Origin of the sequence: Roseburia hominis A2-183 (genome assembly GCF_000225345.1) — a bacterium.
GTDB classification, from domain to species: Bacteria; Bacillota; Clostridia; order Lachnospirales; family Lachnospiraceae; genus Roseburia; species Roseburia hominis.
This window is the reverse complement of sequence record NC_015977.1, coordinates 1,055,241-1,069,546: the sequence shown is the minus strand read 5'-3', so window position 1 is coordinate 1,069,546 and position 14,306 is coordinate 1,055,241. Positions and strand designations below refer to the sequence as shown.

Genomic DNA, 14,306 nt, shown 5'->3' with positions numbered 1-14,306 from the left:
TTCCTCATCCTTTATACTGAATTACAAACAGATAAAACTGATCCTTTTCCCGGATACACTGCTCGGCAAGCAGCCGGTAAGCGCTTCTTATGCGAAGCTGTTTTCTGATAAATCCCTGCTCATTGGAATAGAGCACAAGAATTCCGTCCGCTTTTAAAAGTCCGGCTGATTTTTCAAAAAATCTGCCGTAAAAAGTGTCCGTCTCTTCCTTTGACTTTCTTCCCCGGACAGGCATATTGGTGATGATCTCGTCAAATAGATATGCATGTGTAAAATCAAAATAATCACGGTTGATAAAATTGATTTTCTCCCCCGCATATGATGCATTCTCCCTGGCTCCCCGGATCGCCTCGCCAAAGATATCAATTCCGTATTTTTCCCGTGCCGGGACACGGATATCCCGCTCGATCAACATCGTGCCGACACCGCAGAACGGATCGAGAATCTGCGCGTTTTCTTTTAAATACGGCTCTGCCAGCGCCACAATCATTGCCGCCGTCGCCGGATGAATCGAAGCTGCCACCGCATTTTTGCGGTAGGCAAAGCGTCCATGCGCAATCGTAAGAAGTTTCAGAAAGCAGGCGTAACCGCCGTCTCTTTTCTCCAGAAGCCGCAGTTCAATCTCATAATCCGACGGTGCATTCACAAGCATCCTGCCGGACAGCCGCTCCAGCTCCGCGGAAAACCGTCTGGCAAACGTGCTCTTTTTGTCTAACGGCATGTGGCTCTTTATTTCCAGTCTGAAATAAAACGGCGTCGTCTCCCGGTGCGCCTGTGTAAGGAGCTCCCGCAGATTGGAATCCCAGACCGCCTCCGCGGCTCCTAAGGCATCTTCCGGCACCGGCTGCGCCGTGCGCACCGGAAACAATAACTCGCGGTAAGTCCTTATCGACGCAAACGGGCGGACGTCCTTCGCATGAACCAGCACACCGAGCGGGTGCAGTTTCTCACTGCGTCTGACCGATGCGGACACCGCTTTTACCTCCTCAAGCGTCACGCCGCGCTGCTCCCGGTTTGTCGCGAGCAGAAAATCCTGCGGCTCTGTGAATCCCACAAACGTGTGACGGGTAATTCCCTCCGCCGCCGTAATGATACGTTCCAGTTCTCGCAGTTCCTCATTCACATGCTTTTTCTCATTCTCGGGAATCTCCCGCGCCAAAAGTGCATCCCTGTGTTCTTTTAACGCTTCCAGATACGGGGATACCTCCATCCCTGACAAAGCCGTGAGATACGCGCTCCTTACGAACAGCGTCTGCTCTCTCTCGTATGCATGAAAAAGAGAACCTGCCGTCTGTAAAAGCCCGAGACTTCCAAGCAGAAGCGCCGCATTTTTGCGCACCTTCGGCTCATCGCTCTCCAGCAGTCCTGTGAGCAGTGCCCCGTCTCCCACCAGAGACAGCAGGGTTTCCCTTGCCTGTGGGTCCTTGCACTCGCTTCGCAGCAGACTCAAGTTCTCTCTTATATTCTGATTGTTCTGTAATTCTTTATAATATTCGTGAATCATACCGTATACCTACTACCCTTGATACTAGGTATTCTACGATATTTCCTCATTTTTGGCAATACCATTCACATCAATGTAGGTCAGCAGGTCCTGCTTGAACACAAGCCACGCATCCTCATGCTCCACATAGTATTTCGGGCACATTTTCCCCGTCACATCATAATGGCGGATCACATCATCCGTAGTCAGGTCATAGCGTCCCATCAGCCAGGCGGTAAGCTCTATCAGCGACTGGTAGGTCGCATCGGTAAACTCTCCCGTCTCATCCGGAATACAGCACTCGATGGCTATCGTGTCTTCATTCCGGTCATTCGACGCGTAGGCAATCTCGTTGCACGGAATGCACTGCACAATCTCCCCGTCCATGCCGATGACGAAATGACTGCTGGCATACGTCTCCCCTGTGTCTTTCAGATTCTCAAAATAGCTGCGGTTCTGCTCCGCTGTCGTGCCCGGATTCGCAGTATAGTGGATCACGATGCCGTTCACCTGGGAAAGCGCCGTTCCCGGCCGCGAATATTCGTTGTAATCCAGCAGTTCTACCTGATAGTCCGGCGCCTGTGCCACATACTTTACCTCGTACGCCATCACCGGCTTTTCTTCATATAGAAGCTTTTTGATCTGTCGTGTGCCAAACCAGACCGCCAGCACCAAAAGCAGCGGAATGCCGATCAAAAGCACTATGCGCAGCCGGCGTCTTCTCCGAAGCCTTTTGCGCCGTCTACGCCTTTTCTCCTCATACCTACGCCGTTCTTCTCGCCTGTATTTCTCTTCCTGTTCCTCTCGCATTGCTCCATCTTCCCATCTGTCCGTTCATTCTGTCGTGCTCTCTCTGCGGTTCCACGCGCGCCTCTTTTTTCATTATGCACAATTATTTTCGTGATTTTTTACAAAATTTTTACTATCTTTTTGTTGCTTTCTTCTAAAACAAGTGCTATACTCTGTCAAGGAAAAAGAAAGGAGGCGTATCACGATGAAATATACCATAGATCCAACTATGACTTACAGCGAAGCAGTTCTCTTTTATGAAGAATATCTCACTGCTGCCAAGGCTGCTGGGAAAAAGCCGGTATCTTTCCTGCACTTTATCACAGGTCGTTACTAGAAGGCTTTTCCCTTCTTTTTTATCTTACATCAGATGAGAATTTCTGTGTTTTAAATTTGTCTTAATTTCTCTTAATTTCCACTGAACTTTTACCGAATAAAATTTGTTTTCATTGCAGGTTCCCGCTCCGGGAATGTGATTCCCGCTGCCGCTCCTGCCTGAATACATTTGAGCAGCCATGCCATATTGCTGCCCAGCGTGCGCATGGTCTGCAGTCCCTCTGCGTCCTGCCGTACCTCGTCCGGCGTATTTCCGTGTACCTGGTTCCAGTACTGGGAGGAAACCACCGGCATGGAATTGATCGTGAAATATTTGTTCAGCTGATCAAACGCGGATGCCGCGCCGCCGCGTCTGCAGCTCACCACTGCTGCCCCCGGCTTTCCGGCAAACACATTTCCCTTTCCGTAGAATGCGCGGTCGAGAAACGAGGTGATGGCACCGGATGCCGCCGCATAATGCACCGGCGAGCCGAACACAAAACCGTCCGCCGTTTTTGCTTTCTCAACAAATTCATTGACCGGATCGTCCACAAAGCAGCGTCCGTTCTTAAGACAGACATTGCAGCCGATGCAGCCGGCGATCGGCTTTGCACCCACCTGAAAAATCTCGGTCTCAATGCCGTTCTTCTCGAGAGCCCCTGCCACCTCGCAGAGCGCTGTATAAGTACATCCCTTTTCCCTCGGACTTCCGTTTACCAATATTACTTTCATGTTCTTTCCTCCATCCTGGCAGATTTCCTGCCTTCTATTCTATGCCACTTTCCCTGTGATCGTACGCTTATGAAATATAAAGTGCTTCCTGCCTTGGGTGGGTCGGAATCGCTCCATTGATGTTCTCCGTCTTCCCTATGAAGCAAAGAAAAGCTGCCGTATCATCTGTTCCGGTGCAAAAATATCCTCAAACTGGAAATCCTCCTCCAGGAATTCCATATTTTCCTCGGAATGTTCTACTTCCTTTGAATACAGCTTTGCCACTGCCACCCGGTCTTCCACGGAGAATGTTCCTCCGTTCTCCAGAAAACGCAGTGCATCCATATCGCGGATCATCAGAATACCCGCCACCGCAAACTGTGCCTTATTTAAAATGTTGTCATCATAATACGATCTCATAAAATACCGGAATGTAAAGTAGACCAGCAGATGCTCATACTCATATTCCCTTCCCTGCTGCGCTGCGTGAAAGTTCCTGATACATTCCAGATAATTGTCCTCATGGAATGCTGCACGAAGACGTTTCTTTTCTTCCTCCCAGTTCTGGTCGAGCACTTCCAGCTGTTCGTAGCGCTCCATGCGTGCAAGAAACGCCGCATACGCCTCCCCAGGCGTTACCTCTTTCTCCCTGCACTCGGCAATCAGCCGGCTCTCACGCTGCTCTTGCTCCTGCCCGCTTACTTCCCCGCCTGTGTGGTATCCGTAAAGTTCCTGCTGCATCCTCTTACAATATAGAAGATACTCCGCCGCGCGCTCTGCCACCGGCTTCTCCCGGTTCTGAAGCAATGCCACCGCCGCCTTAGAAACGGCATTCAGCTGATCGGCATCCACAGACACTTCCTCATCGTCGTCATACCCCTCACCGTCGGAGGTATCATCCTCACACGCTGCCTCATCATTACCGTACAATGCCCCGTCGGCATCATAAGCTGCCTCGGCGTCGTCCCCGGTCCCGCAGAAATCCGGCATCTCATGCTCCTGCCAGGTGATCTTCTCGTCGGTGGAAAACATAATGTTTCCGACCTCCTCACATGCCAGACTTAAGATCTTCTCCCGGACGTCCTCATACTCCATGGTAAAGCGTGGGAACTCGGTGCAGATCTCGCTCAGTGCTTCCTCGCCCATCTTAATGCAGATGTCGCAGAGCTTTTTTTCATTTAAAAACGGGCAGTACCCGTCCTCGCGCATAATCATGGTGTTCTCCTCACCCTCCCTGATATGCGAGGTAATCTCTTTTCCCAGCTCTCCGCCCAGACTGCGGTAGTAATCCATCGTACCCTCATCGATGTCGATCTCCCAGCCATAGCAGCAATTATCCTTGCACTGATCTGCAATACAGTGAAACTTTTCATAGTAAGACGGTACTTTTAATATCATCGTTTGCTCCTGTCTGCGCCTCTTCCTGCGCCATTTTATATCCATTTACGGTGCAAAAAGGTGCGTCATCCGCCGCACCTTTTTGTAATCCTACTCATCTTTCCGGAAATGATCGCTCAACATATAGCCGATACACCAGACGCCTCCCGCCAGTGAGAGATACACAAACCCCTGCACCAGTGCGACCGCCAGCTTGATCAGAGACAAATCTCCTGCCATATGCGCCAGAATCACTCCTCTGACCGGTCCTCTTAAGATCATCCATCCTCCTACATAGAACCAGCCAACAACCCCCAGCGTGTAAAAAAACAACGCCAGCAATGCCTTCCATGTTATTTTCATATCTAATTCTCCCTTGTTGATCCTGCAATACCGCGTTTATTGTAACACAAACCGCAGGAAGATGCAAAATCCTTCCCTCTTCTACATCAGCTCCCGGATCTCTCCCGACCGGCAATACTCTGCACAGTCGATCACCCGCTGGTTGGAAGACCCCTTAAACAGCAGGGATATATCATGAAGCTCCGTCACAAACGGTCCGTCCACCAGCACATCGATCATGTGAAGCAGCTCCGCGGTATCTGCGGTACAGCATTTTCCGCCCGGCACAAGATCCCGGTCTAACACATAGCCGGTGTAGGCCCACACATCCTTCCCCGGACACTCCGCCTTCACTCTCCGCATAAACGGAAGCAGCGCCTTCTGATTCTCCGGTTCAAAAGGATCTCCTCCGAGCAGCGTCAGTCCCCGGATGTAATCCGGCTTCAAGGACGCAATGATCTCATCTTCCACCTCTCCGGTGAAAGGATTCCCGTATTCAAAAGCCCACGTCTCCGGCTGAAAACAGTCTTTGCAGTGATTTCTGCAGCCCGACACAAAGAGAACGGTGCGCACACCGGTTCCGTTTGCAATATCACAATATTTGATTGCCGAATAATTCATATCTTTTCTCCTCAACAGGGAAAGAAAGACTGTGGCTGCACAATCCCGTGCACACCACAGTCCCCCTGTTTTTATAAATGTAATACCCGTTCCTTGATCTCCTGTGTTCTGCCCTGATTCCAGAACTGCGTTCCAATATAGCCGCAGGTACGTCTTGCCACGCTCATCTTGTTCTGATCGCGGTTGCCGCAGTTCGGGCACTCCCATACCAGCTTGCCGTCCCGGTCTGTCACAATCTTGATCTCTCCGGCATATCCGCACTCCATGCAGTAGTCACTCTTTGTATTGAGTTCCGCATACATGATATTTTCATAGATGTACTGCATCACGGAAAGTACCGCTTCCAGATTGTTCTGCATATTCGGAACCTCCACGTAGCTGATTGCTCCGCCCGGGGACAGTTCCTGGAACTGTGACTCGAACTTTAACTTATCGAACGCGTTGATCTGCTCTGTCACATGTACATGATAGCTGTTTGTGATGTAGTTCTTGTCCGTCACACCCGGGATAATGCCGAAACGCTTCTGTAAGCATTTTGCAAACTTGTAAGTCGTCGACTCAAGCGGGGTTCCGTAGAGACTGAAATCAATGTCCGTCTCCTTCTTCCACTTGGCGCATGCATCATTCAGACGACGCATCACTGCAAGCGCGAATTCCGTGCCTTCCGGCTCCGTGTGGGATACGCCCTTCATATAGCGTGTGCACTCGCAGAGTCCCGCATAGCCGAGAGAAATCGTCGAGTAACCGTGATAGAGAAGTTCATCGATCGTCTCGCCTTTCTTCAGACGTGCAAGCGCACCGTTCTGCCAGAGAATCGGCGCCACGTCGGAAGGTGTTCCCTTTAAGCGGTTGTGGCGGATCATCAATGCCTGATAGCACATTTCCAGACGCTCATCCATGATCTCCCAGAACTTCTTCTCATCTCCTCCGGAAGAGCATGCCGCATCCACCAAATTCAATGTCACTACGCCCTGGTTAAAGCGTCCGTAATACTTGTGCTTTCCTTCTTTATAATTCTTGGCATGTGCCAGATTGCCCGTCGTGCGGTCTACCGTCAGGAAAGAACGGCATCCCATACAGGTATAGCAGTCGCCGTCTTTTAACTTTTTCATCATCTTCTCAGAGATATAATCCGGCACCATGCGCTTTGCGGTACATTCAGCCGCAAGCCTGGTCAGGTACCAGTATTTGGACCCCTCCCTGATATTGTCCTCCTCAAGCACATAGATCAGTTTCGGGAACGCCGGCGTAATATAAACGCCCTGCTCATTCTTGACCCCTAAAATCCTCTGATGAAGCATCTCCTCGATCACTGCTGCCAGATCGTCCCGAAGCTGTCCCTCCGGCACCTCATCCAGATACATAAACACCGTGATAAACGGAGCCTGCCCGTTGGTCGTCATCAGCGTGATGACCTGGTACTGGATCATCTGCACACCGCGGTTAATCTCCTCTTTGACCCGCATTTCCGCCATCTGGTTGACTTTCTCTTCCGTCGCCTCGATTCCGGCAGTCTCAAGCTCCTTGCGCACCTGCTTGCGGAACTTCTCACGGCTCACCTGCACAAACGGAGCCAGATGAGAAAGGGAAATACTCTGTCCGCCGTACTGGGAGCTTGCGATCTGCGCGATTGCCTGTGTGGCAATATTGCAGGCAGTAGAAAAGCTCTTCGGCGTATCGATCATCGTCTCGCTGATGACCGTACCGTTCTGAAGCATGTCCTCCAGATTGACCAGACAGCAGTTATGCATGTGCTGTGCAAAATAATCCGCGTCATGGAAATGGATGATTCCTTTCTCATGCGCCTCTACAATCTCCGGCGGAAGCAGGAATCTTCTGGTGATATCCTTGCTGACCTCACCGGCCATATAATCTCTTTGTACGCTGTTTACAGTCGGATTCTTGTTGGAGTTCTCCTGTTTTACTTCCTCGTTATTGCATTCCAGCAGACTTAAAATCTGCTCATCGGTAGAGTTGGACTTGCGCACCAGTTCTCTCTTATAACGATAAGTAATATAGTTGCGGGCAACATTAAACGCTTTCTGACTCATGATCTGGTTCTCCACCATATCCTGAATCTCCTCCACACTCGGGGAGCGCTTCATATTCTCGCAGGCTTTCTCAACATTGGAAAGAATCGCCTGAATCTTGTCGTCTCCAAGCTTTTCATAATCAATGACGCTGTCGTTTGCCTTGCGGATTGCAGCCTCGATCTTGCTGATGTCAAAAATGTCCTCGCTGCCACTTCTCTTAATAATCTTCATAACCGTTCAGAATCCTTTCTGTTAATTGCTTTTTCATTATACAATATCTAGTATTGTTGTCAATGCGTTTTCCTAGATTCTGTGGTTATTTTACCTTTTGAACAAAATTAACACCAAAACTTCGTCACTTTTTATTGTTTTGGTTTACAACAACATCTTGTGTCTTCTGCTATTGTCACATCCAGATTTTGTAGCATCTGATCCAGGCAGCGCTTCAGGTGCTCCACATCCTCCTCCGAAAGCCCCGCCGTCAGGCGCGCTTCCATCTCCCGTATATCGCGCTCCGCGCCATCCAAAAGCGCAGCGGCCTTATCTGTGAGCACCAGACGTTTTAAGCGCGCGTCGTGTGAGACCTGGGCGCGCTCGATCAGCCCCTTTCGTTCCATCACGGCAAGCATATTGGACGCCGTAGCTCTCGAGACCGAGAACGCCTCCTCAATGTCCCTCTGATAGACCTCCCGGTCTGCGTGATCCTTTAAAAAGCCGAGCGTCCAGCGCTGCATTCCCGTCAGATTGTCCTCGTTTTCCTCCCGTTTTGCTTCCATATTCTTATGGAGCTGGTTGTGGAGCAGGCGTATTTTGTATCCGATGGTCTCCGACCTTTTGATTCGTTCCATCTCTTCCTCTCTTCTGTCTGTTTTCTAAAATAATCATTGACTTCTGTTTTTAATTATCGTATAACATTATTGTTAGCACACTAACAATTAAAAATCAACAGAAAATTCAAAAAGGATGTGAAATTATGTTAAAAACACTTGGAGCACAGATCAGGGAGTTCAAAAAAGATTCCCTGCTTACTCCCGTCTTCATGATTCTGGAAGTCTTCATGGAAACAATCATTCCTCTGATGATGGCTTCCATTATCGATCAGGGTGTGGAAGCGGGCAACATCCACCATATCTACGTCATGGGTGCCTGGATGGTTGTCGCCGCCTGTTTCTCCCTCTTCTGCGGTGTCATGGGCGGAAAATACGGTGCAAGAGCCTCCGCAGGTTTTGCACGTAACTTAAGAAAAGCGATGTACGAGAACATCCAGAGTTTTTCGTTTTCCAACATCGACAAATTCAGTACCGCAGGTCTTGTCACCCGTCTGACCACAGATGTGACCAACCTGCAGAATGCCTACCAGATGCTGCTGCGCATGTGTGTGCGTGCGCCGATCAGTCTGATCTGCGCGATGTGCATGGCGTTTTTCATCAGCCCGAGACTGGCGAGCATCTATCTTGTTGCCGTCATCATTCTGGGCATCATTCTCGCCATCATCACCGTGCGCGCGCATCACTATTTTATGGAAGTTTTTCCAAAGTACGATGACCTAAATGCCTCCGTGCAGGAAAACGTATCCGCCATCCGCGTGGTCAAGGCTTATGTGCGTGAAGATTACGAGAAAAACAAGTTCCGCAAAGCCAGCCAGAATATTTACAACATGTTTGTCAAGGCGGAAAGCATTCTGGCTTTCAACAACCCGGTCATGCAGATCACCGTTTACAGCTGTATTCTTGCGATCAGCTGGGTGGGCGCAAAAATGATTGTCGGCGGAACATTGACAACCGGAGAACTAATGAGTCTTCTTACCTATTGTATGAATATCATGATGAGCCTGATGATGCTGTCCATGGTGTTCGTCATGCTGGCCATGAGTGTGGCAAGCGCCGAGCGTATCTGTGAAGTATTAAATGAGAAGAGTGACATCACCAATCCGGAAAATGCGGATAAGACCGTGCCGGACGGAAGCATCACCTTTGACCATGTGACCTTCCGTTACAGCAGGACATCCGCAAAGCCAGTGCTCTCCGATATTGACCTCTCCATAAAATCCGGCGAGACGATCGGTATCATCGGCGGAACCGGAAGTTCCAAGTCCTCGCTCGTCAACCTCATCAGCCGTCTCTACGATGTATCCGAAGGCCGTGTTCTCGTCGGCGGAAAAGACGTCCGTTCCTACGATCTTGACACCCTCCGCAACGAGGTCTCTGTCGTATTGCAGAACAATGTGCTTTTCTCCGGAACCATCTATGAGAATCTCCGCTGGGGAGATGAACATGCGACCGACGAAGAATGCCGTCACGCGTGCGAACTGGCATGTGCCGACGAATTCATCGAGCGTTTTCCGGATGGTTACAACACCTACATCGAGCAGGGCGGAACCAACGTCTCCGGCGGTCAGAAACAGCGTCTGTGTATTGCCCGCGCGCTCTTAAAGAAGCCGAAGATTCTGATTTTAGACGACAGCACCAGCGCGGTGGACACCGCTACCGATGCCAAAATCCGTCGCGCTTTTCTCACGGAGATTCCAAACACGACCAAGCTGATTATCGCACAGCGGATCTCCTCCGTTCAGGATGCAGACCGCATCATTGTGCTGGATAACGGAGAGTTGAACGGTTTCGGCACACACGAAGAATTATTGCAGACCAATGCCATTTACCGCGATGTCTACGAGTCACAGACCGGCGGCGGCGGTGATTTTGATGAAGGAGGTGCTGCCTGATGCCACAGAATGAAAAAAATGCAAAGCCGATCGGCGGACCGGGCGGCCGCGGCGGTCACGGTCCCAGACCGAATGTCAAGAATCCGGGAAAGCTTTTTATGCGCCTGCTTTCCTATATTATGAAAAATTATGCCGTACACTGCGTCATTGTCGTGATCTGTATTTTTATCACGGTTCTCGCAAGTGTGCAGGGAACCTGGTTCATGCAGACCTTAATCGACGGCTATATCCTGCCGCTGATGAAGCAGAGCGATCCGGACTTTTCTGGTCTCGCACACGCCATTTTACGCGTTGCCGTCTTCTACGGCATCGGCGCTATCGCAGCCTACATATACACAAGAATTATGGTCAATGTCTCACAGGGTACTTTAAAGCATCTGCGCGACGACATGTTCACCCACATGGAAGAGCTTCCCATCCGGTATTTTGACACACACTCCCATGGAGACATTATGTCAACTTATACCAACGATATTGATACCCTGCGCCAGATGATCAGCCAGAGTATGCCGCAGTTTTTGAACAGCATCATCTCCATCGTGAGCGTCTTTATCAGTATGCTTCTTCTCAACATTCCGCTGACGCTCGTCACACTTGTAATGGTCGGTGTCACACTGTTTGCCACAAAGAAGATCGGTGCCTTAAGTGCCCGCTACTTTATCGCACAGCAGAAAGATATTGCGACGGTCAACGGCTACATTGAAGAGATGATGAACGGTCAGAAGGTGGTCAAGGTCTTCACCCATGAAGAGGAAAGTATCGCCGATTTCAACCGGCTCAATGACCAGCTGTTCCACAGTGCAGACAATGCCAATAAGTTCGGTAACATTTTAATGCCGGTCAATGCACAGATCGGTAATATCAGCTACGTGCTCTGCGCGATCGTCGGCGGTATTCTTGCTCTGGGCGGATATGGCGGATTTACGCTCGGAAAGCTCGCAAGTTTTCTTACCTATAATAAGAGCTTCGGGCAGCCGATCAACCAGCTCTCCATGCAGCTTAACAATATCGTGATGGCACTCGCCGGATCAGAGCGTATCTTCGCTCTGCTCGATGAGCAGCCGGAAGTGGACGACGGCTACGTCACACTTGTCCGCGCCAGACAGGAGAACGGACAGATTGTGGAATCCAAAGAGCGTACGGGTATGTGGGCATGGAAGCACACCCATCAGGCAGACGGCAGTATCGATTATATTGAATTAAAGGGCGACGTGGTATTTGATGATGTCGATTTCGGCTATGTTCCAGAGAAGACCGTTCTTCACAACGTAGATCTCTACGCTACGCCGGGTCAGAAAATTGCCTTTGTCGGCAGCACCGGCGCCGGAAAGACGACCATCACCAACCTGATCAACCGTTTCTACGATATCCAGGACGGCAAGATCCGCTATGACGGCATCAATATCAACAAGATCAAAAAAGATGACCTGCGCCACTCTCTCGGAATCGTGCTGCAGGACACCCATCTTTTCACGGCTACGGTTATGGAAAATATCCGTTACGGCAAGCTGGATGCCACAGATGAGGAAGTCATGGCAGCTGCCAGACTCGCCAACGCAGATACATTTATCCAGCAGCTTCCGAACGGCTATGACACCCTGCTGACCGGCGATGGTGCCAACCTAAGCCAGGGACAGCGTCAGCTGCTTGCCATCGCAAGAGCTGCCATCGCCGATCCGCCGGTTCTGATTCTGGACGAAGCGACAAGTTCCATCGATACCCGCACCGAAAAGATTGTGCAGGACGGTATGGATAAGCTGATGGCGGGACGCACCACGTTCGTGATCGCGCACCGTCTCTCGACCGTGCGCAACAGTGACTGCATCATTGTCCTGGAACAGGGACGCGTCATCGAGCGCGGCAGCCACGATCAGCTGATTGAAAAACACGGCAAATACTATCAGCTGTATACCGGGAATTTAGCGGAAGGCTAAATTCCCGTGTAATTCCAGCGGAAGATGAAACTCCCAAAAAAATAGAACTGTCGCACTAAGCATAGCGTGCTTTGCTCTGATAAGTAATATTATTAGAGGACCACACCGTGGGATTTCAGATGGAAATGCAGCCGGAAATTCGGTTCAAAAAATGTGGAATTTCTAACCAACCGAATGTTTGCATCTTCGATGATCCGTGTCTTTCCAAGTTTGGAGCACTCCGCGGGTCATGTCCGCATCCCGGAGACAATTTGTAGGACTTTTGTGTGTGTCCCTTATTGGCACCTCTGAACAAAACATAACCGCGCGAAGCCGATGTCTGAATTGCCATCTGCCATGTTTTTAATAGCAGATGGCAACGAGTTTCGGTTCGCGCGGTTTTATATCGTCTGTGAAGAGGTGCCATTAGGGACACCAGAAAGTCCGCCCATTGTCTCCGGTGTGTCGGACATGCACCCGTCGGATTATCCAAACGTGGAAGAGACACGGAATCCGATGCAAACATTCAGCCGGAAGAAATTCTCACATTTTTCTCAAACGAATTTCCATCTGCATTTCCACATGAAATCCCGAAGTGCGTTTCTCATAATATTACTTATCACCCAAAAAAGGTCTATGCTTATTGCGGCAATCTATTTTATGAGGGATTCCTAATCTCCTCAAACTTCTCCCAAAATCCTTCGACAGTCTCCCCGCCGGAGCAGATCTTATCCGCCAGTGTCACGATCCATGCCTCCCTGCAGCACGGCGGAATCGGATTGAGCGGAAACATATGCCGACGGATCGTCTCCTTCTCAATCTCACTCAGTTCAAAATCTTCCATCGCATTCTGCAGCGCTTTTCCTGCATGATAAAATCCATGCCACTTATGGGAATCGTCCTTCTCATGCCAGTCGTACAGAAAATAGTCATGCAGTAACGCCCCGCGGATCAGCGCATGGCAGTTCACGCGGATTCTATACTTTTCCGCAATGTAAAAACTGACGTACGCCACCGCCACGCTGTGGCGGAATACGCTCGTGGAACCATGCTGCATAAACCGGCTGGAGGAGAGAAACCTGGAATTTTTGCATACCTCCGTAAGAATCTCCCGAAAAACTTTCTCATTCTCTTTTGACAAATGAATCCGCTTCTTTTTTCTGTCCATTTCCCTTAAACACTTCCTCTGTCAGATCTGATAACCACCGGATCTCATTCGGCTGCATGGCAAGATCAAAACCACCTCTGTTTCAAGTCCTACCTGTCCACTTCGATTGTGATTACAATTCCATCTCCCGCATCTTCCTGAATCGCTTCCTGCACACCCTGAATCACATCTTCCTGCAGCGCATCCTTGTTAGTAGAAGATTTTGCATACATTTTGATCTCCGGATTACCGAGACTTCTCACATCATCCCACGTAAATTCAGCCAGATTGATCCCGGTCGGGTTATTCAAAATCTCCAGGTCATCCATATCACAGTAGAGTTCCATTCCATGCAGCGTGCACACTGCTCCAAAATTCTGGGAGTCTCCGTTTTCATCCTCATACTTATACGTTGTTGTCGTGCTGCGTATCAGACGCTCGATCTCATAGATAATCTGCCCCCATACCTGTGATGCCATCCAGTCGTCATCCTCGTATGTTCCGTTTGCGACCAGATACGTGCTGATATACCAGGAGTGGGAATTGTTATATCCGTAATCAATGCTGTAATAATCATAGGTGTCGTATACGTATCCGTCTAAAGTAGGATGATTATTGCTGGTATAATAGTGTTTTCCGTTTACCTTATCTTCCTTCTCGGTCCTTGTGATCTCATACCCGTCCGGCAAAAACGATTTCAGAACGTCGCCGTATTTCCGCTCCAGATGATAGCTTTTATGATATCCGCAGCCGCCAATAAGGCTGACTGCTGTCAGACATGCCAGTGCCACTCTGTATTTGCAGTGCAAAAAATGTTTTTTCTCTCTGCTTAACTGCATCATTTTCTCTTCCT

The 14,306-nt window shown here is 49.8% G+C and carries 13 protein-coding genes; 3 read left to right on the top strand and 10 right to left on the bottom strand.

The annotated features are described in order from the left end of the window. Window positions 1-4: 4 nt before the first annotated feature. The gene (locus tag RHOM_RS04820) at window positions 5-1,504 is read right to left on the bottom strand and encodes a TRM11 family SAM-dependent methyltransferase (protein ID WP_014079146.1); all 1,500 of its coding nucleotides are present in this window, start codon (window positions 1,502-1,504) and stop codon (window positions 5-7) included. Window positions 1,505-1,537: 33 nt separating this feature from the next. Further along, window positions 1,538-2,293, bottom strand: coding sequence for a peptidoglycan recognition protein family protein (locus RHOM_RS04815; protein WP_044024613.1), 756 nt, complete (start codon window positions 2,291-2,293; stop codon window positions 1,538-1,540). A gap of 184 nt (window positions 2,294-2,477) precedes the next feature. On the opposite strand from RHOM_RS04815, the gene RHOM_RS04810 reads away from it, so the two are divergent. Next, the gene (locus RHOM_RS04810; protein ID WP_014079143.1) at window positions 2,478-2,609 is read left to right on the top strand and encodes a hypothetical protein; all 132 of its coding nucleotides are present in this window, start codon (window positions 2,478-2,480) and stop codon (window positions 2,607-2,609) included. A gap of 89 nt (window positions 2,610-2,698) precedes the next feature. On the opposite strand, the gene RHOM_RS04805 is transcribed toward RHOM_RS04810, so the two are convergent. The 6 genes from RHOM_RS04805 to RHOM_RS04780 all read right to left on the bottom strand — a co-directional run bounded on the left by RHOM_RS04805 (window position 2,699) and on the right by RHOM_RS04780 (window position 8,519). After that, the gene (locus tag RHOM_RS04805) at window positions 2,699-3,319 is read right to left on the bottom strand and encodes a flavodoxin family protein (RefSeq protein ID WP_014079142.1); all 621 of its coding nucleotides are present in this window, start codon (window positions 3,317-3,319) and stop codon (window positions 2,699-2,701) included. 135 nt (window positions 3,320-3,454) lie between these two features. After that, a complete protein-coding gene (gene fliB, locus RHOM_RS04800) occupies window positions 3,455-4,696 on the bottom strand; it encodes a flagellin lysine-N-methylase (protein WP_014079141.1) in 1,242 nt (413 codons plus the stop codon). Window positions 4,697-4,786: 90 nt separating this feature from the next. Then, entirely contained in the window at window positions 4,787-5,038 is a 252-nt protein-coding gene (locus tag RHOM_RS04795; RefSeq protein ID WP_014079140.1) for a hypothetical protein, read from the bottom strand. Window positions 5,039-5,119: 81 nt separating this feature from the next. Continuing rightward, window positions 5,120-5,638 (bottom strand): anaerobic ribonucleoside-triphosphate reductase activating protein, encoded by a 519-nt coding sequence (gene nrdG, locus RHOM_RS04790; RefSeq protein WP_014079139.1) that lies wholly within the window; start codon window positions 5,636-5,638, stop codon window positions 5,120-5,122. 71 nt (window positions 5,639-5,709) lie between these two features. After that, complete coding sequence (gene nrdD / locus RHOM_RS04785; protein ID WP_014079138.1) at window positions 5,710-7,902, bottom strand: anaerobic ribonucleoside-triphosphate reductase; 2,193 nt, start codon at window positions 7,900-7,902, stop codon at window positions 5,710-5,712. Between the two features lie 131 nt (window positions 7,903-8,033). Then, window positions 8,034-8,519 (bottom strand): MarR family winged helix-turn-helix transcriptional regulator, encoded by a 486-nt coding sequence (locus tag RHOM_RS04780; protein ID WP_014079137.1) that lies wholly within the window; start codon window positions 8,517-8,519, stop codon window positions 8,034-8,036. A gap of 125 nt (window positions 8,520-8,644) precedes the next feature. Between RHOM_RS04780 and RHOM_RS04775 the strand changes: the two genes are divergently transcribed. Together RHOM_RS04775 and RHOM_RS04770 are read left to right on the top strand one after the other, a co-directional pair. Then, entirely contained in the window at window positions 8,645-10,393 is a 1,749-nt protein-coding gene (locus RHOM_RS04775; RefSeq protein WP_014079136.1) for an ABC transporter ATP-binding protein, read from the top strand. Then, window positions 10,393-12,327, top strand: a complete 1,935-nt coding sequence (locus tag RHOM_RS04770) for an ABC transporter ATP-binding protein (protein ID WP_014079135.1) — start codon at window positions 10,393-10,395, stop codon at window positions 12,325-12,327. The genes RHOM_RS04775 and RHOM_RS04770 overlap by 1 nt, the downstream gene beginning before the upstream one ends. 637 nt (window positions 12,328-12,964) lie before the next feature. Here RHOM_RS04770 and RHOM_RS04765 read toward each other — a convergent pair. Both RHOM_RS04765 and RHOM_RS04760 read right to left on the bottom strand, forming a co-directional pair. Then, window positions 12,965-13,474, bottom strand: coding sequence for an HD domain-containing protein (locus RHOM_RS04765; RefSeq protein WP_014079134.1), 510 nt, complete (start codon window positions 13,472-13,474; stop codon window positions 12,965-12,967). Between the two features lie 89 nt (window positions 13,475-13,563). Next, the gene (locus RHOM_RS04760) at window positions 13,564-14,295 is read right to left on the bottom strand and encodes a hypothetical protein (protein WP_044024612.1); all 732 of its coding nucleotides are present in this window, start codon (window positions 14,293-14,295) and stop codon (window positions 13,564-13,566) included. Window positions 14,296-14,306: the final 11 nt, after the last annotated feature.

Excerpts from the sequence above, each read along its gene's own strand:
- RHOM_RS04805 (WP_014079142.1), bottom strand. The coding sequence starts at position 3,319 with ATGAAAGTAATATTGGTAAACGGAAGTCCGAGGGAAAAGGGATGTACT.
- RHOM_RS04760 (WP_044024612.1), bottom strand. The coding sequence starts at position 14,295 with ATGATGCAGTTAAGCAGAGAGAAAAAACATTTTTTGCACTGCAAATAC.
- RHOM_RS04795 (WP_014079140.1), bottom strand. The coding sequence starts at position 5,038 with ATGAAAATAACATGGAAGGCATTGCTGGCGTTGTTTTTTTACACGCTG.
- RHOM_RS04810 (WP_014079143.1), top strand. The coding sequence starts at position 2,478 with ATGAAATATACCATAGATCCAACTATGACTTACAGCGAAGCAGTTCTC.
- RHOM_RS04775 (WP_014079136.1), top strand. The coding sequence starts at position 8,645 with ATGTTAAAAACACTTGGAGCACAGATCAGGGAGTTCAAAAAAGATTCC.
- RHOM_RS04815 (WP_044024613.1), bottom strand. The coding sequence starts at position 2,293 with ATGCGAGAGGAACAGGAAGAGAAATACAGGCGAGAAGAACGGCGTAGG.
- nrdD (WP_014079138.1), bottom strand. The coding sequence starts at position 7,902 with ATGAAGATTATTAAGAGAAGTGGCAGCGAGGACATTTTTGACATCAGC.
- RHOM_RS04770 (WP_014079135.1), top strand. The coding sequence starts at position 10,393 with ATGCCACAGAATGAAAAAAATGCAAAGCCGATCGGCGGACCGGGCGGC.
- fliB (WP_014079141.1), bottom strand. The coding sequence starts at position 4,696 with ATGATATTAAAAGTACCGTCTTACTATGAAAAGTTTCACTGTATTGCA.
- RHOM_RS04780 (WP_014079137.1), bottom strand. The coding sequence starts at position 8,519 with ATGGAACGAATCAAAAGGTCGGAGACCATCGGATACAAAATACGCCTG.
- RHOM_RS04765 (WP_014079134.1), bottom strand. The coding sequence starts at position 13,474 with ATGGACAGAAAAAAGAAGCGGATTCATTTGTCAAAAGAGAATGAGAAA.
- nrdG (WP_014079139.1), bottom strand. The coding sequence starts at position 5,638 with ATGAATTATTCGGCAATCAAATATTGTGATATTGCAAACGGAACCGGT.
- RHOM_RS04820 (WP_014079146.1), bottom strand. The coding sequence starts at position 1,504 with ATGATTCACGAATATTATAAAGAATTACAGAACAATCAGAATATAAGA.